Annotated in this window: 21 protein-coding genes; 13 read left to right on the top strand and 8 right to left on the bottom strand. The window is 44.2% G+C overall.

Going from position 1 to position 22,179, the window contains the following annotated elements; translation table 11 throughout:
* The first annotated feature begins 10 nt into the window (after positions 1-10).
* Positions 11-1,678, top strand: a complete 1,668-nt coding sequence (glnS, locus tag AC3CID_RS11435) for a glutamine--tRNA ligase (RefSeq protein WP_017085952.1) — start codon at positions 11-13, stop codon at positions 1,676-1,678.
* Positions 1,679-1,876: 198 nt separating this feature from the next.
* On the opposite strand, the gene fcrX is transcribed toward glnS, so the two are convergent.
* Complete coding sequence (gene fcrX / locus AC3CID_RS11430; RefSeq protein WP_004734226.1) at positions 1,877-2,326, bottom strand: ferric iron uptake transcriptional regulator FcrX; 450 nt, start codon at positions 2,324-2,326, stop codon at positions 1,877-1,879.
* A 207-nt stretch (positions 2,327-2,533) separates the two neighbouring features.
* On the opposite strand from fcrX, the gene AC3CID_RS11425 reads away from it, so the two are divergent.
* Entirely contained in the window at positions 2,534-3,040 is a 507-nt protein-coding gene (locus AC3CID_RS11425) for a DUF4442 domain-containing protein (RefSeq protein ID WP_146456020.1), read from the top strand.
* A 96-nt stretch (positions 3,041-3,136) separates the two neighbouring features.
* Here AC3CID_RS11425 and fldA read toward each other — a convergent pair whose 3' ends face one another.
* The 3 genes from fldA to AC3CID_RS11410 form a co-directional block, all read right to left on the bottom strand.
* A complete protein-coding gene (gene fldA / locus AC3CID_RS11420) occupies positions 3,137-3,670 on the bottom strand; it encodes a flavodoxin FldA (RefSeq protein WP_004734224.1) in 534 nt (177 codons plus the stop codon).
* 57 nt (positions 3,671-3,727) lie between these two features.
* Entirely contained in the window at positions 3,728-3,946 is a 219-nt protein-coding gene (locus AC3CID_RS11415; RefSeq protein WP_004734223.1) for a DUF2788 domain-containing protein, read from the bottom strand.
* A 108-nt stretch (positions 3,947-4,054) separates the two neighbouring features.
* Positions 4,055-4,816, bottom strand: a complete 762-nt coding sequence (locus AC3CID_RS11410) for an alpha/beta fold hydrolase (RefSeq protein ID WP_102450870.1) — start codon at positions 4,814-4,816, stop codon at positions 4,055-4,057.
* Positions 4,817-4,909: 93 nt separating this feature from the next.
* Between AC3CID_RS11410 and seqA the strand changes: the two genes are divergently transcribed.
* Complete coding sequence (seqA, locus tag AC3CID_RS11405; RefSeq protein ID WP_004734221.1) at positions 4,910-5,449, top strand: replication initiation negative regulator SeqA; 540 nt, start codon at positions 4,910-4,912, stop codon at positions 5,447-5,449.
* A gap of 92 nt (positions 5,450-5,541) precedes the next feature.
* Positions 5,542-7,188, top strand: coding sequence for a phosphoglucomutase (alpha-D-glucose-1,6-bisphosphate-dependent) (gene pgm, locus AC3CID_RS11400; RefSeq protein ID WP_054547181.1), 1,647 nt, complete (start codon positions 5,542-5,544; stop codon positions 7,186-7,188).
* 135 nt (positions 7,189-7,323) lie between these two features.
* On the opposite strand, the gene AC3CID_RS11395 is transcribed toward pgm, so the two are convergent.
* Complete coding sequence (locus AC3CID_RS11395) at positions 7,324-8,082, bottom strand: DUF1853 family protein (protein ID WP_488526564.1); 759 nt, start codon at positions 8,080-8,082, stop codon at positions 7,324-7,326.
* Between the two features lie 90 nt (positions 8,083-8,172).
* Between AC3CID_RS11395 and AC3CID_RS11390 the strand changes: the two genes are divergently transcribed.
* Positions 8,173-8,931 (top strand): Nif3-like dinuclear metal center hexameric protein, encoded by a 759-nt coding sequence (locus tag AC3CID_RS11390; protein WP_054547183.1) that lies wholly within the window; start codon positions 8,173-8,175, stop codon positions 8,929-8,931.
* A 136-nt stretch (positions 8,932-9,067) separates the two neighbouring features.
* Here the strand turns inward: AC3CID_RS11390 and AC3CID_RS11385 are convergent, their stop codons facing one another.
* The gene (locus tag AC3CID_RS11385; RefSeq protein ID WP_004734217.1) at positions 9,068-10,357 is read right to left on the bottom strand and encodes a citrate synthase; all 1,290 of its coding nucleotides are present in this window, start codon (positions 10,355-10,357) and stop codon (positions 9,068-9,070) included.
* Between the two features lie 414 nt (positions 10,358-10,771).
* Between AC3CID_RS11385 and sdhC the strand changes: the two genes are divergently transcribed.
* The 8 genes from sdhC to sucD all read left to right on the top strand — a co-directional run bounded on the left by sdhC (position 10,772) and on the right by sucD (position 20,390).
* Positions 10,772-11,164 (top strand): succinate dehydrogenase cytochrome b556 subunit, encoded by a 393-nt coding sequence (gene sdhC, locus AC3CID_RS11380; RefSeq protein ID WP_012604532.1) that lies wholly within the window; start codon positions 10,772-10,774, stop codon positions 11,162-11,164.
* Entirely contained in the window at positions 11,158-11,505 is a 348-nt protein-coding gene (gene sdhD / locus AC3CID_RS11375) for a succinate dehydrogenase, hydrophobic membrane anchor protein (protein ID WP_004734215.1), read from the top strand. The genes sdhC and sdhD overlap by 7 nt, the downstream gene beginning before the upstream one ends.
* Positions 11,506-13,272: a succinate dehydrogenase flavoprotein subunit gene (sdhA, locus tag AC3CID_RS11370; protein ID WP_488526563.1), complete on the top strand. Its 1,767-nt coding sequence runs from the start codon at positions 11,506-11,508 to the stop codon at positions 13,270-13,272.
* A 12-nt stretch (positions 13,273-13,284) separates the two neighbouring features.
* Positions 13,285-13,998 carry a succinate dehydrogenase iron-sulfur subunit gene (locus AC3CID_RS11365; protein ID WP_004734213.1) on the top strand — a complete coding sequence of 238 codons (714 nt, stop codon included), beginning with the start codon at positions 13,285-13,287 and terminating at the stop codon, positions 13,996-13,998.
* Positions 13,999-14,095: 97 nt separating this feature from the next.
* A complete protein-coding gene (gene sucA / locus AC3CID_RS11360) occupies positions 14,096-16,915 on the top strand; it encodes a 2-oxoglutarate dehydrogenase E1 component (protein ID WP_488526562.1) in 2,820 nt (939 codons plus the stop codon).
* Between the two features lie 21 nt (positions 16,916-16,936).
* A complete protein-coding gene (gene odhB / locus AC3CID_RS11355) occupies positions 16,937-18,145 on the top strand; it encodes a 2-oxoglutarate dehydrogenase complex dihydrolipoyllysine-residue succinyltransferase (RefSeq protein ID WP_065204988.1) in 1,209 nt (402 codons plus the stop codon).
* A 206-nt stretch (positions 18,146-18,351) separates the two neighbouring features.
* On the top strand, positions 18,352-19,518 hold the full coding sequence (gene sucC / locus AC3CID_RS11350) for an ADP-forming succinate--CoA ligase subunit beta (RefSeq protein WP_004734210.1): 1,167 nt from the start codon (positions 18,352-18,354) through the stop codon (positions 19,516-19,518).
* Positions 19,518-20,390: a succinate--CoA ligase subunit alpha gene (sucD, locus tag AC3CID_RS11345; protein WP_004734209.1), complete on the top strand. Its 873-nt coding sequence runs from the start codon at positions 19,518-19,520 to the stop codon at positions 20,388-20,390. Before sucC ends, sucD begins: the two co-directional genes overlap by 1 nt.
* A 175-nt stretch (positions 20,391-20,565) precedes the next feature.
* Here sucD and znuB read toward each other — a convergent pair whose 3' ends face one another.
* Together znuB and znuC are read right to left on the bottom strand one after the other, a co-directional pair.
* Positions 20,566-21,351: a zinc ABC transporter permease subunit ZnuB gene (gene znuB, locus AC3CID_RS11340; RefSeq protein WP_004734208.1), complete on the bottom strand. Its 786-nt coding sequence runs from the start codon at positions 21,349-21,351 to the stop codon at positions 20,566-20,568.
* Positions 21,351-22,130, bottom strand: coding sequence for a zinc ABC transporter ATP-binding protein ZnuC (gene znuC, locus AC3CID_RS11335; RefSeq protein ID WP_004734207.1), 780 nt, complete (start codon positions 22,128-22,130; stop codon positions 21,351-21,353). The genes znuB and znuC overlap by 1 nt, the downstream gene beginning before the upstream one ends.
* Between the last annotated feature and the right edge of the window lie 49 nt (positions 22,131-22,179).

Here is a 22,179-nt window from a genome sequence, read left to right as displayed (position 1 = left end):
GGTGCTATAGATGAGTGAAGCTGAGGCTCGTCCATCGAATTTCATTCGCCAAATTATCGATAAAGATTTAGCGGATGGTACACACAGTAGCGTGCATACTCGTTTCCCGCCGGAGCCAAATGGCTACCTGCACATTGGTCACGCTAAATCTATTTGCTTGAACTTTGGTATTGCTCAGGACTACCAGGGACAATGTAATCTTCGTTTCGATGATACAAACCCTGAAAAAGAAGACGTTGAATACGTTGAGTCAATTAAGAATGATGTAAGCTGGTTAGGCTTCGAATGGTCTGGTGATATTTGTTACTCATCAAACTACTTCGATACGCTTTACGCTTATGCTGTGGAATTAATTAATAAAGGCTTAGCGTATGTTGACGAGCTAAGTCCTGAGCAGATCCGTGAATACCGTGGCACGTTAAAAGAGCCTGGTAAAGCGAGCCCATACCGCGATCGTAGCCCTGAAGAAAACCTAGCGTTATTTGAGAAAATGCGTGACGGTGGCTTCGAAGAAGGCAAAGCATGTCTACGTGCTAAGATCGACATGAGCTCATCTTTCATGGTTATGCGCGATCCAGTTATCTACCGTGTTCGTTTTGCTCACCACCATCAGACTGCAGACAAATGGTGCATTTACCCAATGTACGATTTCACACACTGTATTTCTGATGCGCTAGAAGGCATTACGCACTCTATCTGTACTCTTGAGTTCCAAGATAATCGTCGTTTGTATGATTGGGTTCTAGATAACATCACGATTGATTGCCAACCTCGTCAATACGAGTTTAGCCGTCTGAATCTTGAATATACGGTAATGTCGAAGCGTAAGCTGAACCAACTTGTGGTTGAAAACCTAGTTGAAGGTTGGGACGATCCACGTATGCCAACAATCTCTGGTTTGCGTCGTCGTGGCTTCACTTCAAGTTCGATTCGCGAATTCTGTAAACGTATTGGTGTGACTAAGCAAGAGAACATGATTGAGTTCGGCTCACTTGAATCTTGTATCCGTGATGATCTCAACGAAAATGCACCTCGTGCAATGGCTGTTCTTGACCCTATCAAGGTCGTGATTGAAAACTACGACGCTGATACAGTAGAAACACTGACAGTGGCAAATCACCCGAACAAGCCAGAAATGGGTACTCGTGAAGTTCCATTTACACGCGAAGTTTGGATTGAACGTGACGACTTCCGTGAAGAAGCAAACAAGAAGTACAAGCGTTTGGTTCTAGGTAAAGAAGTTCGCCTACGTGGTGCTTACGTGATCAAAGCTGAACGTATCGAAAAAGATGCAGAAGGCAACATTACGACTATCTTCTGTTCTTACGACAATGAAACACTCGGTAAGAACCCTGCAGATGGCCGTAAAGTGAAAGGCGTTATCCACTGGGTATCGGCTGATAAAGCACTGCCTGCTGAGATTCGTTTGTACGATCGTCTATTCACTGTGGCAAACCCAGCCGCTGCTGATGACTTCGCTGCAACGCTTAACCCTGAGTCACTTGTTACGCTAAACGGTTTTGTTGAACCTAGCCTAGCAGAAGGTGTGGCAGAGCAAGCGTATCAGTTTGAACGTACAGGTTACTTCTGCGTAGATTCGAAAGACTCGAAAGCAGACGCGCTAGTATTCAACCGTACTGTTGGCCTACGTGATACTTGGGGTAAAACTGAAGCTTAATGGCTTTGTTTTTCTCAGTTCTGTTTTTCCAAGCTTAGTGTCTTAAAGCTTAGTTTCTCAAGATACGCTTAATAAAAAACCGGCTTAGAGCCGGTTTTTTTGTGTCTGGGAAATAACCAAATTGTGGGCCAAGTTACTGTGATTCTTAATACGGTATCAACCCAAATAAAAAACGCCGGCCTAAGCCAGCGTTCTGTGTTACTTCTTCGCTTTATGTGCGTCTGGGTTGCCTTTGCAATCCCCAGTGATGCTTTTACCATACAGATACAAACTGTGGTTGGTTAGCTGTACGTTGTAGCGTTGAGCGATTTCTTTTTGTCTTTCTTCGATAAGATCATCAGAGAATTCGATAACTTCACCGCAGTCTAAACATACTAGGTGATCGTGGTGATGCTGTGTTGAAAGTTCAAATACAGACTTACCACCTTCAAAGTGGTGGCGAGTTACAATGCCAGCATCATCGAATTGGTTCAGTACGCGATAAACGGTCGCAAGACCTATCTCTTCACCTAAGTCGATCAGCTTTTTATATAAATCTTCAGCACTAATATGTTGGCAGTCTGGTTGTTGTAATACTTCTAAAATTTTGAGCCGTGGGAGGGTCACTTTAAGACCAGCATCTTTTAGCGCTTGATTATTGTCTGACATATACTTTCCTGTTGATGATCTGCAGCAATTAACAGAATTCAATATTAATACCATTATAGTTTAGTCAGGCATAACAATAAACCACGAACTTCAAAGGGTTACTTACTGACATCACAATCTGTTTTGTAAATTGGAAGTATCTCACTTATAGTGGAGGTATGACCAGTCAAGCTGACGGTGTTTCTGATATGAACATGGAATGTTGTTATGAATAAGCAACTCGCAAAAATATATAAACCCAACATTGTAAAATTTGCTCTCAATATTTGGCCTCCTTTTTGGGGATCGGGAATTCGAATAGCTCACATTAGCCCTGACTTTAGGGTTGTTAAGACGATACTAAAGCTGCGCTGGTGGAATAAGAACGCCAATCGTACTCAATATGGCGGCAGTATCTTTTCTCTTACCGATCCAGTTTACTCTTTGATGTTAATGGGTATTTTAGGTGAGCGATATTATGTTTGGGATAAAGAGGCGAGTATTAACTTTATCAAGCCGGGTCAATCCGACTTGTATGCAGATTTTGAGATAAGCCAAGGGCAACTGGATGATATCTATCGTCAGACACAGCTTGGTGAGAAGTGCTTCCCCGAATTTATTATCCACGTTAAAGATAAGCAGGGGAATGTGGTGTCAGAAATTCAGCGAACCCTGTATGTGAGAAAGAAGCCGCAGTTCAGAGAGGATGACGAAGCATTAGAAGCTGAGTGTTGATTGATGAACATTAAATAGCAAAAAACCTCCTATAAGGAGGTTTTTTCATATCTACATATCGGTCATTAATTGTAACAATTAACAATCGCTAGAGAATTAGTCTTCTAGCTCTGCTAGGCACATTTCTTCGTGGATTTGTTTAACCCAGTTAGATACACGCTCATCAGTTAGCTCAGGTTGACGGTCTTCATCGATACATAGACCAACGAATTGGCTGTCATCGCCTTCAACTAAGCCTTTCGATGCTTCGAATTCGTAGCTTTCAGTTGATGTGTGACCTAGGATAGTACCGCCTTTCGCTTCAACGATGTCACGGATAGTACCCATAGCATCACAGAAGTATTCTGCGTAATCTTCTTGGTCGCCACAACCAAAGATAGCAACAAGCTTAGTTGAAAAATCAATAGCTTCTAGCTCAGGGAAAAAGTCGTCCCAATCACATTGTGCTTCGCCGTAGTACCACGTAGGGATACCAAGCAGCAGTAGATCGAAGTTATCGATGTCTTCTTTGCTGCTTTTTGCAATGTCTTGAACTTGAACGAGCTGCTTGCCCAATTGCTTTTGAATCATCTTAGCAACAGCTTCAGTGTTACCTGTATCGCTACCAAAGAAGAGACCTACACTTGCCATAGAATCATTACCTTTCATTTTGTCTGTTGTCGGTGTAATAAAGTTCGGAGGAAATCGTTAGATTCCAGTTCCTTCCCAGCTTAGTTGGATTATCCCTTTTGCGATAAAACCTGCGCAGCCAAGGAAAAGTACTAACCATACGATGCGACGACCAAATGCAGGAACATTTCCTTCCTTTAGAACGTCTTTAATTGCCATTCCGATTAGAAAGAAAATCGCGGCAAACAGAAGATCTAAACCAATGGATTCAATGATGTTCATGTAGTCGTAAAGCATGGGAACCTTATATACCAAATTTGCTTGGGCGCACTATATCACTGTTGTGAGATAAAGTTAATCTGCTGTGATTACACAGCTCTCATTTATATCGACTAATCAACCTATCTAAGCGATGAATTTTCTTATTGCACGGAGTACTTCGGCTGGCTTTTCCGCGTGTAACCAGTGTCCCGTGTTAGCGATAACATGAGCCTTTGCGTTGGAAAACTGCTGTTGAACGGCGGTTTGATGCTCAGCTGTGAGGTAATCAGAATCCCCACCTTTTATTAACAAGGTTTTGACCGAGGTTTTCTCGATCGGTTCCCAACCAATAATTTGTGGATAGTTGCTCAATAACGAAGCAACGTTGAAGCGCCATTCCATGATGCCTTGTTCCGTTTTGAACAAAGATTTGGTCAAGAACTGGCGAACCCCATCAATTTCGATATGTTTTGCGAGGATCTTAAGCGCGTCTGAGCGTGATGTCGGTTTTTCTTCTATTACGGCTTGTAGGCCGGCGAATACGTTGTCGTGACGACTTTGGGTGTACGCGACTGGTGCCATATCCAAGACAATCAATTTATGCAGCGTAAGATGTTGTGTCAGCGCCATCGCTACCTTGCCACCCATGGAATGACCAATCACAGTGACATCATTTAACTCAAGATCATTCAGTAGTTGAGCCACATCTTGTGCCATTGCTTTATAGCTGTGAGTGTCACTATGGAAGGATTGACCGTGGTTGCGTAGATCGATGCTAAGTACCTGGTGATCGGCTTTCAGATCCCTAGCGAGCAAGCCAAGGTTGTCCAGATTACCGAATAATCCATGGATCAAAACAATGGTGTGACCCGCACCTTCTAATTTATAGTTGAGCTGTACTGACATTTTTATCTTATTCATGGTGGGTTTGACGTAGAGTATCCGCGCGGATCTCGCTATAATCCCCCTGAGTTTAAACATTGAGATTGTGAAAAGCGAATGAAAACAATTGAGGTTGATGAGGACCTATACCGTTTTATTGCGGGTCAGACAGAACGTATTGGCGAAAGCGCTTCAGATATTCTGCGCCGCTTATTACAGGTTGATAGCCAAGGCATGGTTCCGATCGAAGAAATCGTTGAGCCAAAAGGTATCGTTGTTAGCAAAGAGGTAGGCTTTACTCCAGAGAAGTTCGATGGTGTTAAAGAAATGCGCTCACTACTAATATCAGATGAGTTTGCATCACTGAAGAAAGCCATTGATCGTTTCATGCTTGTGTTATCGACACTGCATAAAATCGACCCTTTAAGCTTTTCAGAAGCAACTCAAGTAAAAGGCCGCAAGCGTGTTTACTTTGCAGACAACGAAGAGACCTTGCTAGCAAACGGCAACACAACGAAGCCTAAAGCCATTCCACAAAGTCCTTTTTGGGTTATAACTAATAATAACACTAGCCGTAAAAGACAAATGGTTGAACAGCTTATGAGCCGCATGAGTTTCCAAGCAGAATTGATAGAAAAAGTAACAGGTTCAATTTAACGAAATCTGATTTAAACCTCATAATATCCATGGATAAGAAGATATTATGAGGTTTTTTTGTTTTTAAATTTTATATATAAGGATGTCGAAAAATGGCTATGCACCCTCGTGCTGGGCAGAAAGCTCAGCAGGAAGATCTTCATAATATTCCGGCTTTAGTTGCTAACTATTTCTTACAGCAACCGGATGCTACTAACCCAGACCACAAAGTACTGTTCGGTACTTCAGGTCACCGTGGTACAGCAGACAAATCAACATTTAATGAAAACCACATCCTAGCGATCGCACAAGCGGTGGCTGAAGTTCGTGCTGAGCAAGGTACAACAGGGCCTCTTTTCCTAGGTAAAGATACTCACGCTCTCTCTGAGCCTGCGTTTTCTACTGTAATAGAAGTGCTTGTAGCCAACGATGTTGAAGTTATTATTCAAGAAAACAATGGCTTTACTCCAACACCAGGTATCTCGCACGCGATTCTTACGCATAACCTAGTGAATGACAAAAAAGCGGACGGCATTGTTATCACGCCTTCGCATAACCCACCACAAGACGGTGGTATTAAATACAATCCGACACACGGTGGCCCTGCTGAGGCTGAGCTAACTCAAGCGATTGAAGATCGTGCGAACGTCATCATTGCTGAGCAAATGCAAGGTGTAAAGCGTACTCCTATCGCACAGGCTAAACAGTCTGAGCTAGTGAAAGAAGTTGATCTCGTTGCTCCTTACATCGCTGACTTGGTTAACGTGGTTGATATGGAAGCGATCCAGAAAGCAAACATCAAGATTGGTGTTGATCCACTGGGTGGCAGCGGTATTGATTACTGGCGTCAAATTGGCAAAGCGTACAACCTAGATCTTACTCTGGTCAGTGAAGCGGTTGATCCTTCGTTCCAATTTATGTCTCTAGACAAAGATGGTGTGGTTCGTATGGATTGTTCTTCTCCGTACGCAATGGCAGGCTTACTGGCGCTTAAAGATGACTATCAACTAGCGTTTGGTAACGACCCTGATTACGATCGCCACGGCATTGTTACGCCAAAAGGCTTGATGAATCCAAACCACTTCCTAGCGGTTTGTATTGACTACCTATACCGTAACCGTGAAGGTTGGGGCAAAGACGTTGCAGTGGGTAAAACACTAGTATCAAGTGCACTAATCGACCGTGTTGTTGCCGACTTAGGTCGTGAACTTTGTGAAGTGCCGGTTGGTTTCAAATGGTTCGTTGATGGCTTATACAACGGTCAGTTTGGTTTCGGTGGTGAAGAGAGTGCTGGCGCATCTTTCTTACGTAAAGACGGTACGCCTTGGTCAACAGATAAAGATGGCCTAATTCTTTGTTTGCTTGCGGCTGAGATCACAGCAGTAACGGGTAAGAACCCACAAGAATATTACGAAGAGCTTGCCGCTAAACACGGTGAATCTAAGTATAACCGTATTCAAGCGGTAGCAAACGGTGCACAAAAAGACGTACTTAAGAAGCTGTCTCCAGAGATGGTTTCTGCTGAGACGCTGGCTGGTGACCCAATTACCGCACGCCTAACGCACGCTCCGGGTAATGGCGCTGCGATTGGTGGCCTAAAAGTGACGACTGAAAACGGTTGGTTTGCTGCTCGTCCATCAGGTACAGAAGACATCTACAAGATCTACTGTGAAAGCTTTAAAGGTGAAGAGCACCTGAAAGCAATCGAAGCAGAAGCTCAAGAGATTGTTAATCAAGTATTTGCAGCCGCTGGCCTATAATCGAATACCGATTAGTAGAGTCATCAAGTAAATAGTGAAAGGGTTGATGTGAAAGCATCAGCCCTTTTTTATCAGCTTGTGGGTATAGCGGTTAAGGCTAAGTGTTTGAATTAATTTGCAAATGAGTAGATTGTCTTAACCGTGTGGCCAACTTTGTGGCATCACAAACCAAAACTGCCCTGATTTAGTTTGCCCATGAACGAAGCGATCACCAAACTCGGTGATAGGTTCACAGGTGAAGTCATCAGTGCCAGCTGCCCATTGCTCTTTGGTGAGAGGGTAGAGTACATCAGTAATTAAATGGGCTTGGTTTTGATAACACCAAAAACCGTTTACTTGGCTTGAATTAATGTCATAGCCCAAACATTCAGTAGGTACTTTTTGATCTAAGAATGGGTTGGTATATAGACGACCCTGCATGAGGAGATGTTTTGAGTCGACATCGATCTCTGGATATTGCTCCACAAACGCCGCTGAAGAGGAAATGCCAAGTTGATGGGTGAGCATCCTGTCTAACTTCTTATCCAATTGGTCATGAGAGTTAGGACCAAACCATGTCTGTTCATGGAGCAGGTAAAACTTGATCGCGACTTCCCAGTGTTGCAGTTTCTGGCTATTTTCTTCTTCTAAAATAAAGTCGATAGCACCGAGTGTTCTTCCCTCAACATTAATTTGAATCTCATCGTACTTGACCGAATAATCAGGTGAGGCTTCAATGACTTGTTCACATAGATGCTGGTAGAGGAAACCTAACCTTGGGTTTCCGTTATAAGTGTGTGATGAGTCGATGGCATGGGTGCTTAAGAATGCACCAAGATCGGAAATCGGTGGCTTAATTTTCAGTAACGGCGGTGAGTCGATGACCCATTGGTAAAAACGTTGCAGTGCTGTCATCGGTTCCTCATAAACTCATCGTGGGGCTTTCGACATTCTACCCGTAAATTGATATAACGACGTTATTATAAAGTTAAGCTGGAAAGAAAAATGAATAACTTACAATTAGAAAAGCTACTTAACGAAAAACTTCAGCCACAGCAGATTAAAGATTACTGTCCTAATGGTCTTCAAGTGGAAGGTACTTCTCAAGTAAAGCGCATTGTTACTGGTGTGACAGCTTCTCAAGCATTAATTGATAAAGCGGTAGAACTGAACGCAGATGCTTTATTAGTCCATCACGGTTTCTTTTGGAAAGGTGAGTCAGAAGCCATTCGTGGTATGAAGGGTAAGCGCATTCGAACTCTGATTAAAAACGACATCAACCTTTTGGGTTACCACTTACCACTTGATATCCACCCTGAACTTGGTAACAACGCCAAGCTTGCAGAGTTGCTCGACATTGAAGTTGAAGGTGGCTTGGAAGGGCATCCACAATCTGTTGCGATGTTTGGTAAGTTGAGTTCACCAATGACTGGTGCAGAGTTCGCAGAAAAGATTGGCCAAGCTTTGAACCGCAAGCCATTACATATCACTCCAGAAAACCAAGATAAAATGATTACGACTGTTGGTTGGTGTACTGGTGGTGGTCAAGACTACATTGAGTTAGCTGCGTCTCAAGGTATTGATGCATTTATCTCTGGTGAAATTTCAGAGCGCACAACGTACTCTGCACGTGAGCAAGATATTCATTACTTTGCAGCAGGCCACCACGCAACAGAACGTTATGGTGTGAAGGCATTAGGTGAGTGGTTAGCGAAAGAGCATGACTTAGATGTAGAATTTATCGATATTGATAATCCAGTGTAACCACGTTTAGAGGTTATGACTTTCTGGATATTTGTACCTTCATTGAAGTGATACGAAATACTGGAATACAAAAAAGGGTTAATGTTAATACATCAACCCTTTTTGATTTCAATCGATTAGAAAAGTTTAAACTTTACTATTCGCGCTCGTGTAGAGCTTGGAAATCACGCTGTTCTTCACCAGTATACAACTGACGAGGACGACCGATACGGTTCGTCGGATCGCTGTGCATTTCGTTCCAGTGTGCAATCCAACCGATAGTACGAGACATCGCGAAGATTACTGTGAACATTGATACAGGAATACCGATCGCTTTCAGAATTATACCTGAGTAGAAATCTACGTTCGGGTATAGCTTCTTAGAAACAAAGTACTCGTCAGAAAGAGCGATGCGCTCAAGTTCCATTGCTACGTCTAGTAGTGGATCTTGAATGTTTAGCTCTTTAAGTACTTCGTGACACGCTTCACGCATTACTGTTGCACGTGGATCGTAGTTTTTGTAAACACGGTGACCGAAGCCCATTAGACGGAATGGGTCATCTTTGTCTTTTGCTTTTGCTACATATTCTTCAATGTTGTCTACGCTACCGATCTCTTCAAGCATCATTAGACAAGCTTCGTTAGCACCACCGTGAGCAGGACCCCACAAAGAAGCGATACCAGCAGCAATACAAGCAAATGGGTTTGCACCCGAAGAACCTGCTAAACGAACCGTTGACGTTGAAGCATTCTGTTCGTGATCAGCATGTAACGTAAAGATTTTGTCCATTGCGCGAGCGACAACAGGGTTTACTTCATATTCTTCACATGGGTTTGCATACATCATATGTAGGAAGTTTTCTGCGTAGCCTAGGTCATTGCGCGGGTAGATAAACGGTTGACCGATAGAATATTTGTAACACATTGCAGCCAGTGTCGGCATCTTAGAAATTAGGCGGTATGCCGCAATTTCACGGTGTGTGTCGTTATTAACATCTAATGAATCATGATAGAACGCAGCAAGCGCACCTACCACACCACACATAACAGCCATTGGGTGAGCGTCACGACGGAAGCCGTGGAAGAAACTAGCAATTTGCTCGTGAACCATGGTGTGACGTGTGACTGTCGTCTTGAACTCTTCGTATTGAGCTCGAGAAGGAGCTTCGCCGTATAAAAGAATGTAACAAACTTCTAAGTAATCAGCGTTATTGGCCAGTTGATCAATTGGATAACCACGGTGTAGAAGGATACCTTTTCCACCGTCAATATAAGTTATTTGCGATTCACAAGATGCAGTGGCAAGAAAACCAGGATCAAAAGTGAAAAAACCATTAGAACCCAGTGTACGAACGTCGATGACTGGAGTACCAAGTACACCTTCTGTAATCGGCAATTCGATCGGTGCTTGACCTTCAATATGAAGGGTAGCTTTCTTATCCGCCATAACAATCTCCTTTGTTATTATTAATCCGTCCAGGATGTTTATGTGCCATTTTTTTACTGGTCTTACGTGAGAAAGTCAATTTTTCTGCAGCTTTGTGTGCACTTGTTAGTGTTTTTTACATTAAATTCGTTAAAAATCTGTTCTGTGTAGCATTATTTGTTGCATCAATTGTATTAGAATGTTGCCAGCCGTATAGTGGCGCTGAAAAGTTTGGTTAAAACCTTATAAATGCAAGGCTAAGAAGAAATGTGAGGTGTCTTCAGAAACCTAGCTGTTAACAATTATTTTACAATTATCTAAGGCTCAACCTACGTTATTTGTTAAGTTAATGTTAAATTTTGAAGGTTTGCAATCAAATTTTGTCCATAACAATACATAAGGTTATTTAATGACCATCATGCTCAATGGAGCTGAGTGAGCGAGCCCGTGAAAGAAAGAAAGACAAGACCTGTTAATTTAGATTTACAGACCATCCACTTTCCTATCACAGCAATAGCTTCCATCCTACACCGTGTGTCTGGGGTGATTACTTTTGTTGCGATCGGAATTCTGCTTTGGTTACTATCCATTTCCCTCTCTTCCCCTGTAGGCTTTATGGAAGCTAGCGACATTGTCGACGGTTTCTTCGTGAAGTTTATTCTGTGGGGCATTTTAACCGCTTTGGCTTACCACATTGCTGGTGGTATTCGTCACCTTCTTATGGACCTTGGTCACTTTGAAGAGCTGGAATCTGGCGCTAAGAGCGCGAAGGTTGCATTCGCAGCAACAGCGGTATTGTCTCTACTAGCGGGGATCTTAGTATGGTAAACAACGTTTCTACTTTTGGTCGTAATGGTGTGCATGATTATCTATTGATTCGTGCAACAGCCATCATTATGACGCTTTACACTATCTACCTAGTGAGCTTCTGTGCTTTCTCAGGTGATATTTCTTACGCATCTTGGACGCAATTCTTTGGTGGTACCTTCACTAAAGTCTTCACCATGTTAGCACTTACTTCAATTTTGGTTCACGCGTGGATCGGCTTGTGGCAAGTACTAACTGACTACATCAAATGTGCAAAATTGCGCGTTGGTCTTCAAGTCGGTGTTGTTGCGGTTCTTCTAGGATATTTCTTCTCTGGTCTGTTTATTTTGTGGGGTGCGTAAGTGACTATTCCTGTTCGTGAGTTTGATGCTGTAGTAATTGGCGCTGGTGGTGCTGGTATGCGCGCCGCGCTACAAATTTCTGAGCAAGGCCTATCTTGTGCATTGCTTTCTAAAGTTTTCCCAACTCGTTCTCATACTGTATCTGCGCAAGGTGGTATCACCGTTGCTCTTGGTAATGCGCATGAAGATCACTGGGAACAACACATGTACGATACGGTTAAAGGTTCCGATTACATCGGTGACCAAGATGCTATCGAGTACATGTGTAAAAATGGCCCTGAGTCAGTTATCGAATTAGAAAAAATGGGTCTTCCATTTTCTCGCTTTGATAACGGCAGTATTTACCAACGTCCGTTTGGTGGCCAATCTAAGAATTTTGGTGGTGAGCAAGCGGCTCGTACTGCAGCGGCAGCTGACCGTACTGGTCACGCACTGCTTCATACGCTTTACCAACAAAACATTAAACACAAAACGACGGTTTTCTCTGAGTGGTATGCACTGGATCTTGTTAAAAACGAAGATGGTGCAATCTTAGGTACTACCGCGCTTTGTATGGAAACGGGCGAGGTTTGCTACTTCAAAGCGAAGGCAACAATCCTTGCTACTGGTGGTGCTGGTCGTATCTACGCATCAACAACGAATGCACACATTAACACTGGTGACGGTGTTGGTATGGCGATTCGTGCAGGCGTTCCAATGCAAGACATCGAAATGTGGCAGTTCCACCCAACGGGTATCGCTGGCGCAGGTGTTTTGGTAACAGAAGGTTGTCGTGGTGAAGGTGGTTACCTTCTCAATAAAGACGGCGAGCGCTTCATGGAACGTTATGCTCCGAATGCTAAAGATTTAGCAGGTCGTGATGTTGTAGCTCGTTCGATGATGGTTGAGATTCGTGAAGGTCGTGGTTGTGATGGTCCATGGGGTCCACACATCAAGCTGAAACTTGATCATCTAGGTAAAGAGACGCTTGAATCTCGTCTGCCGGGTGTATGTGAGCTTTCTCGTACCTTCGCTCACGTTGATCCTGTTAAAGAACCAATTCCTGTAATCCCAACGTGTCACTACATGATGGGCGGTGTTCCTACACAGGTTTCTGGTCAAGCAATCAAACAAACTGAAGACGGTACAGACGTTGAAATTCAAGGTCTATTCGCTTGTGGCGAAATCGCTTCAGTATCTGTACATGGTGCAAACCGTCTAGGTGGCAACTCGCTACTTGATTTGGTTGTGTTCGGTCGTGCAACAGGTCTTCACCTTGGTGAGACTTTGAATAAGCAAGCTGAAGGAAAACCTGCAACTGAAGCCGACATTGAACGTTCACTAGAGCGCTACAATCGTTGGGAAAACAGTACTGACGGTGAAGACCCTGCGGTAATTCGTAAAGATCTTCAGCAATGTATGCAGAACAACTTCTCTGTATTCCGTGAAGGTAAAGCGATGGCTGATGGCTTAGAAGAGCTTAAAGTGATTCGTGAGCGTCTTAAGAATGCACACCTTTCAGATAAGTCGACAGAGTTCAACACGCAACGTATTGAGTGTTTAGAGCTTGAAAACTTGATGGAAACGGCATTCGCAACTGCGGTTGCAGCAAACTTCCGTACAGAGAGTCGTGGAGCGCATGCTCGTTTTGACTTCCCAGACCGTGATGATGAGCAATGGCTATGCCACTCACTTTACAACCCAGAATCAGAAAGTATGACTAAGCGTGGCGTGAACATGGAACCTATCCATCGTGAAGCATTCCCGCCGAAAGCACGTACGTACTAAGGAGATATGACCATGAAACTGAATTTCTCTTTATACCGTTACAACCCAGATGTGGACCAGAAGCCTTACATGAAAGAGTACACCCTAGAGGTGGAGGAAGGCTCTGACATGATGCTTTTGGATGCGCTTATTCTTTTGAAAGAGCAAGATCCAACGATTTCATTCCGTCGTTCATGCCGTGAAGGTGTATGTGGTTCTGATGGCTTGAACATGAATGGTAAAAATGGATTGGCGTGTATTACACCTCTGTCTGCTCTTACTGGCCAAGATAAAATCGTAATTCGCCCACTTCCAGGTTTGCCTGTGGTACGTGATTTAATCGTAGACATGACTCAGTTCTACGATAACTACGAAAAAGTTAAGCCGTTCTTAGTGTCTGATGGCAATGTGCCACCGGCTCGTGAAAACCTACAAAGCCCTGATGAGCGTGCTCATTTAGATGGTTTGTATGAATGTATCATGTGTGCATGTTGTACAACTTCGTGCCCATCATTCTGGTGGAATCCAGATAAGTTCATCGGACCAGCTGGCCTGCTTGCAGCATACCGTTGGCTAATAGATAGCCGAGATACGGCGACAGACGAACGTCTGTCCGATCTTGATGATGCATTTAGCGTTTTTCGTTGCCATGGCATCATGAATTGTGTAAGTGTTTGTCCTAAGGGATTAAATCCGACGAAAGCGATTGGTCACATCAAGACCATGCTTGTGAATCGTTCGGTTTAAGTTATATAAAAATTGCCGCCCTAGAAGTTTTGGGGCGGCCTTTTAATAGCTCGGCATAGACCGCAGCAAACGTGAAAACTACTGGTTAAGGGAAAATATGCACAACGGCGTGATGAAGGCATGGCTCGAGTCTTCACACTTGGCTGGCGCCAATGCAACGTACGTAGAAGAACTCTATGAACTGTATCTAAGTGACCCCGATTCGGTAAGTGACGAATGGAGAAGTGTTTTTGAAGAATTGCCTGTGCAAGCTTCAGAAGCAGTGGAACAACCACACTCTCGTGTTCGTGAATACTTCCGTCGACTCGCTCAAGAAACAAAGCATTACAGTGTCCAAGTTAGTGATCCAGATGTCGATGCGAAACAAGTAAAGGTTCTGCAACTTATTAATGCCTATCGATTCCGAGGGCATCAATCAGCAAATCTAGACCCCCTAGGTTTATGGGAAAGAGATACAGTCGCTGAACTGGATCCTTCTTTCCACACTCTTACCGAAGATGACCTCAATGAGACGTTTAACGTCGGCTCTTACGCCATTGGCCAAGAGACGATGGTGCTTCGAGATTTGTACAAATCTTTAAAGCAAACTTATTGTGGTTCGATTGGTGCTGAATACATGCACATGACTAACACAGAGCAAAAGCGTTGGATCCAACAACGTTTAGAGTCTGTTTCTGGTCAACCCTCTTTCGATAAAGAAGAAAAGCAAGCTTTCCTAGAAGAGCTAACTGCTGCTGAAGGTCTTGAGCGCTATCTTGGTGCTAAATTCCCAGGCGCAAAACGCTTCTCGTTGGAAGGTGGTGATGCGTTGATCCCAATGACGAAGGAAATTATTCGTCATGCAGGTGGACAAGGCATGCGTGAAGTTGTTGTTGGTATGGCTCACCGTGGTCGTCTAAACATGCTGGTCAATGTGCTTGGTAAAAAGCCACAAGACCTGTTTGACGAGTTTGCGGGCAAGCACAGCGATGACTCGTGGGGTACTGGTGATGTTAAATATCATCAAGGTTTCTCTGCAGATTTCGCGACACCAGGTGGCAACGTTCACTTAGCACTAGCATTTAACCCATCTCACTTAGAAATCGTAAACCCGGTAGTTATCGGTTCAGTACGTGCTCGCCAAGATCGTCTAGACGATAAAGATGGTAGCCGCGTACTTCCAATTACTATCCATGGTGATTCAGCTATCGCTGGCCAGGGTGTAGTACAAGAGACGTTCAACATGTCTCAAGCTCGTGGTTTCTGTGTTGGTGGTACGGTTCGTATCGTTGTAAATAACCAAGTTGGTTTTACAACGTCTAACCCTCGCGATACTCGTTCTACGATGTACTGTACCGATATCGCGAAGATGGTTCAGGCTCCGATTTTCCACGTTAACTCTGATGATCCAGAAGCTGTCGCTTTCGTAGCGCGTCTTGCATTAGATTACCGTAATACGTTTAAGCGTGATGTTGTTATTGATTTGGTTTGTTACCGTCGCCACGGTCACAATGAAGCCGATGAGCCGAATGCAACGCAGCCTTTGATGTACCAAAAAATCAAGAAGCATCCAACGCCACGTAAGCTTTATGCTGACGTGCTAATGGAACGCGGTGAGTTTGGTATTGATACGGCAACTCAACTCGTTAACGAATATCGTGATGCACTTGATCACGGTGAAGTTGTGGTTAAAGAGTGGCGCCCAATGGCACTTCACTCAGTGGACTGGTCACCTTACTTAGGTCACGACTGGAACATCGAATGGGACAACAAGATTGACATCGAGCGCCTGAAAGAGCTTGGTAGCAAACTTTGCCAATACCCAGACAGCCATAAGCTGCAAAGCCGAGTAAACAAACTTTACAACGATCGTACTGCCATGGTGAATGGTGAGAAACAAGTCGATTGGGGTATGGCCGAGACTCTGGCTTACGCAACACTTGTTGATGACGGTAAGCGTATTCGTATCTCAGGCCAAGATTCAGGTCGTGGTACGTTCTTCCACCGTCACTCAGTACTGCACAATCAATCAGATGCAAGCACGTATGTTCCTCTTGCGAACATTCATGATAAACAAGGGCCATTCCAAGTATTTGACTCTGTGTTATCTGAAGAAGCGGTACTCGCATTTGAGTATGGTTATGCAACGGCAGAACCAAGCGGTCTAACCCTTTGGGAAGCGCAATTTGGTGACTTCGCAAACGGTGCACAAGTTGTAATCGATCAATTCATTTCGTCAGGTGAGCAAAAGTGGGCACGTTTATGTGGTCTAACTATGCTGCTTCCTCACGGATATGAAGGCCAAGGCCCAGAGCACTCATCTGCACGTCTTGAACGTTACCTTCAATTATGTGCTGAACAAAACATGCAGGTTGTTGTTCCTTCAACACCGGCACAGGTTTATCACATGATTCGTCGTCAGGTTGTTCGACCAATGCGTCGTCCACTGATCGTAATGTCACCTAAGTCATTGCTTCGTCACCCTCTATGTACGTCTTCTATGGAAGATTTAGCAGAAGGTACGTTCCAACCAGCTATCGCAGAAATTGATGATCTGGTTCCTGAGAACGTAAAACGCGTCGTGTTCTGTTCAGGTAAGGTTTACTTTGACCTACTTGATCAAAGACGTAAGAACGAGCAAGACGATGTCGCTATTGTACGTATTGAGCAACTTTACCCGTTCCCTTATGAGGACGTGAGAGCTGCAATCGCACAGTACACAAATGTAGTCGATTACGTTTGGTGTCAAGAAGAGCCACAAAACCAAGGTGCTTGGTACAGTAGCCAACATAATTTCCGAGCTGCTATCCCAGTGGGTGCTGATATTCAATATGCAGGTCGTCCTGCATCAGCATCACCAGCTGTTGGCTATATGTCGGTACACTTGAAACAACAAAAAGCGTTAGTTGACGACGCTTTGACCCTACTTAAGAACTAGAAGTAAAAGGAAAATACGCACATGACAATTGAAATTCTGGTTCCAGATTTACCTGAATCTGTGGCTGATGCAACAGTGGCGACTTGGCACAAAAAACCAGGCGAAGCCGTTGCACGTGATGAAGTCATTGTAGACATCGAAACAGATAAAGTAGTTCTAGAAGTACCGGCTCCTGAAGCGGGTGTTCTGGAAGCTATCCTAGAAGAAGAGGGTGCTACGGTACTTTCTAAGCAGCTTCTTGCAAAGATCAAACCTGGTGCTGTCGCTGGTGAACCAACGAAAGATACCACTGAAGATACAGAAGCTTCTCCTGATAAGCGCCACAAAGCGGCACTGACAGAAGAAAGCAACGACGCACTAAGCCCTGCTGTTCGTCGTCTTCTTGCAGAACACAGCCTACAACCAGCTGACGTCAAAGGCACTGGTGTTGGTGGTCGTATTACTCGTGAAGACATCGACGCACACCTAGCAGCAGTGAAAGCGGCTCCGGCAGCAGCATCTGCACCTGCAGTTGAAGCGCCAGCAGCGGCTCGTAGCCAAAAACGTGTGCCAATGACTCGCTTACGTAAGACAGTTGCAAACCGTCTTCTAGAAGCGAAGAACAGCACAGCGATGCTGACTACTTTCAATGAAGTGAACATGAAGCCAATCATGGATCTTCGTAAGCAGTACAAAGACCAATTCGAGAAGCGTCACGATACGCGTCTTGGTTTCATGTCTTTCTATGTGAAAGCAGTAACAGAAGCGCTGAAGCGTTTCCCTGAAGTTAACGCTTCGATTGATGGTACAGATATCATTTACCACAACTACTTCGATATTAGCATGGCGGTATCTACGCCACGTGGTCTAGTGACTCCAGTACTGAAAGACTGTGACACACTAGGTTTTGCTGACATCGAAAAAGGCATCAAAGAGCTAGCAATCAAAGGCCGTGACGGCAAGCTAACAGTTGATGAGCTGATGGGCGGTAACTTCACTATCACAAACGGTGGTGTATTTGGTTCTCTAATGTCTACGCCAATCATCAACCCGCCTCAAGCGGCAATTTTGGGTATGCATAAAATCCAAGATCGTCCAATGGCTGTTGATGGCAAGGTAGAAATTCTACCAATGATGTACCTAGCGCTTTCTTACGATCACCGTCTAATCGATGGCCGTGAATCAGTTGGCTTCCTAGTGACAATCAAAGAGCTTCTAGAAGATCCTGCACGTCTGCTATTAGACGTTTAGTATCTCTAAAACGTCTAGTTAACCCCGTTAGCTAGACGTAAAAAGTTTCAAAGGCTAGGCTGCTCAACGTCTGGCCTTCACTTGAACTGTAAAGCCATTAGAAAATGGACAGCAGTTGATTTGAGAAGACCCTACAGACGTACCACAGGAAACTGTGTCGTTATGGAAATAATAATCCCTTAAGGGAAAATAAACGGAATATCAAAATGAATTTGCATGAATACCAAGCCAAACAGCTGTTTGCAGAATTCGGTTTGCCTGTACCTGAAGGTTTCGCGTGTGACACAGCACAAGAAGCTTTCGAAGCTGCAGGCCGTATTAGTACAGCCAAGAAAGTTGTTAAGTGTCAAGTACACGCTGGTGGTCGCGGTAAAGCGGGCGGCGTAGAGCTACATGACACTAAAGAAGGCGTTAAAGAGTTTGCACAAAAGTGGCTAGGTAAAAACCTAGTGACTTACCAAACAGACGCTAATGGTCAGCCTGTAACAAAGATCCTAGTTGAAGAAGCATCGAACATTGCTAACGAGCTTTACCTAGGTGCTGTTGTTGACCGTGCAACGCGCAAAATTGTATTCATGGCGTCAACTGAAGGCGGTGTGGACATTGAGAAAATCGCTGAAGAAACTCCAGAGTTGATTCACCAATCTGCGATCGATCCTCTAGTTGGCCCTCAAGCTTACCAAGGCCGTGAATTGGCATTCAAACTTGGCCTAGCTGGCGATCAAATTAAACAGTTCGTTAAGATCTTCATGGGTCTTGGTGAAATGTTCGCTCAGTACGACCTAGCCCTACTAGAAATTAACCCGCTTGTTATTACAAATGAAGGTAACCTTCTTTGTCTAGACGGCAAGATCAACATTGACTCAAACGCAATGTACCGTCAGCCAAAGCTTCGTGAAATGCACGATCCTTCACAAGAAGACGAGCGCGAAGCGCACGCAGCTCAGTGGGAACTGAACTACGTAGCACTTGATGGCAACGTTGGCTGTATGGTTAACGGTGCAGGCCTTGCTATGGGTACGATGGATATCGTAAACCTACACGGCGGCAAGCCAGCAAACTTCCTTGATGTAGGCGGCGGCGCAACAAAAGAGCGTGTAGCTGAAGCATTCAAGATCATCCTTTCTGATGACAATGTTAAAGCAGTACTAGTAAACATCTTCGGTGGCATCGTTCGTTGTGACATGATCGCTGAAGGTATTATTGGTGCAGTTAAAGAAGTTGGCGTAACAGTTCCTGTAGTTGTTCGTCTAGAAGGTACAAACGCAGACCTAGGTCGTGAAGTACTTGCTAATTCTGATGTTGATATCATTGCTGCTGTATCTCTAACAGATGCTGCTCAGAAAGTTGTTGCTGCTGCGGAGGCTAAATAATGTCTGTATTAATTAACAAAGACACTAAAGTAATCTGTCAGGGTTTCACTGGCGGTCAAGGTACATTCCACTCAGACCAAGCTATCGCATACGGTACGCAAATGGTTGGTGGTGTTTCACCTGGTAAAGGTGGTCAAACTCACCTAGGCCTTCCAGTATTCAACACAGTACGTGAAGCAGTAGAAGTAACTGGCGCAACAGCAACAGTTATCTACGTACCAGCACCTTTCTGTAAAGATGCAATCCTAGAAGCAATTGATGCAGGTATCGAACTGATCGTAACGATCACTGAAGGTATCCCTACTACAGATATGATCGACGTTAAAGTGAAGCTAGAAGAAACTGGCGTTCGCATGATCGGTCCTAACTGTCCAGGTCTTATCACTCCAGACGAGTGTAAGATTGGTATCATGCCTGGTCATATCCATAAGAAGGGTAAAGTAGGTATCGTATCTCGTTCAGGTACTCTGACGTACGAAGCAGTTAAGCAAACAACAGATGAAGGCTTTGGTCAGTCGACATGTGTTGGTATCGGTGGTGACCCTATCCCAGGTTCAAACTTCATTGATATCCTAAAACTTTTCCAAGAAGACCCAGAGACTGAAGCAATCGTAATGATTGGTGAGATCGGTGGTACTGCGGAAGAAGAAGCTGCTGAGTTCATCAAAGCAAACGTAACTAAGCCAGTTGTATCTTACATCGCTGGTGTTACTGCTCCTCCGGGTAAACGTATGGGCCACGCTGGCGCAATCATCTCTGGCGGTAAAGGTACTGCTGAAGATAAATTCGCAGCGCTAGAAGCAGCAGGCGTTAAGACTGTTAAGTCTCTTGCTGACATCGGTAAAGGCCTACGTGAAATCACGGGTTGGTAATCAGCTGGCTTTTATCTAACGAGATAGAAGCTAACTGAACGATATAAGAAAGGCTTGGTCATTGACCAAGCCTTTTTCTTTTGTGACCGATTTTTTTGTAAACGGTTCTTTTATAAACGACTGCCGCGTCAACTGTTGTGTTGTTAAAAGCCAGAATGAATCCCGACTTTTCACTTTAGGCGCGGGTTCTGTACATTTGAGATAGCATAAACATTGCCGCAGCACTGATAACAACAGAAGGGCCGGCTGGCGTGTCATAGAACCAAGACAAGCTCAACCCTCCGAACACAGCGATAGAACCAATTACAGAGGCGAGGAATGCCATTTGTTCGGGTGTATTGGCGAATTTCCTTGCCGTTGCTGCTGGGATTATCAGTAATGACGTCATGATCAATGCACCAACAAATTTCATACCGACCGCAATCACGATACCAACCAGCAACATCAGGATTAGGCGCATCAAGTCAATGTTGATGCCATCTACTGCTGCAAGATCTTCATTTACTGTCGTTGATAGCAGTGGTCGCCAAAATATCGCAAGCACTAAACCAATCACTGCAGCACCCGCGTAGATGAACACCAAATCTGTTGGAGACACCGCAAGCAAGTCACCAAATAGGTAACTCATTAGATCGACACGAACATTGTCTAAGAAGCTGACAGCAACAAGGCCTAAAGAGAGTGCACTGTGCGCCAATATACCGAGTAGGGTATCGGTCGCGACTAGCTTTTGTTTTTGTAAAGTCACTAGCAACACGGCCAGCATCAAACAACAAATCAGCAGCGCGAAATACAAGTTAATGTTGAACAGAAAGCCAAGTGCTAAGCCCATCAAAGAAGCGTGAGCAAGCGTGTCACCAAAGTAAGCCATCTTGCGCCATACTACGAACGACCCTAATGGGCCTGCAATTAGCGCAATACCCAAACCCGCCAAAATAGAGGGAAGAAGAAACTCAAGCATTAGTGATGTCCGTGTTTATGGTTTGAACATTCATGCACGTCGCCTTCGACAGGCTGGCCTGCAAGATCATGATGGTGATGTTCGTGTTGGTGATGATAAAACGCTAGTGTTTCTTGGGTCGCGGTGCCAAAGAGCGCAATATACGAAGGGTGGTGTTTGATGTCTGCAGGTGCGCCTGAGCAACAGATATGGTGGTGCAAGCAGATAACATCGTCTGTTTTGGCCATCACTAAATGCAGGTCATGTGAAACCATAAATACGGCACAACCAAAACGGTGACGAATGGTGTCAATTAGGTCATACAAGTCAATTTGTCCTTGTACATCAACGCCTTGAGCAGGTTCATCAAGAACCAGTAGGTCTGGTCTTCTTAGCAGTGAACGAGCAATCAGCACACGTTGGTTTTCACCGCCAGATAGCTGGTGCATGTTACTCTTTTGCAGATGTTCAGCACCAACTAGCTTCAATGCTTCAAGGATCTCTTGCTGACTGAACTTGCCAGTGAGCTTTAGAAAACGTTCTACATTAAGCGGTAGTGAATCATTAAGCTTTAATTTTTGTGGTACATAGCCAATTTTCAGTTTTTTAGCTTTTGTTATTGTGCCTGAAAATTTGGTTTGTAAACCCAGTACCACTTTTACTAATGTCGACTTTCCTGCACCGTTTGGCCCAATGAGGGTGGTGATTCTGCCGCGCTCTATATTTAGAGAGATGTTGTCTAGAACTTTTCGACCGTCAAACTCGACGCTCACAGAATCTAGTTGGATTAAGTTATCCATGAATAGAACTCATTTGCAATTCGCTAATGTTATAATGTAACATTTACCT

Source organism: Vibrio sp. QJM3NY_21, assembly GCF_057785975.1.
This window is presented reverse-complemented; position numbering and strand designations above follow the sequence as displayed.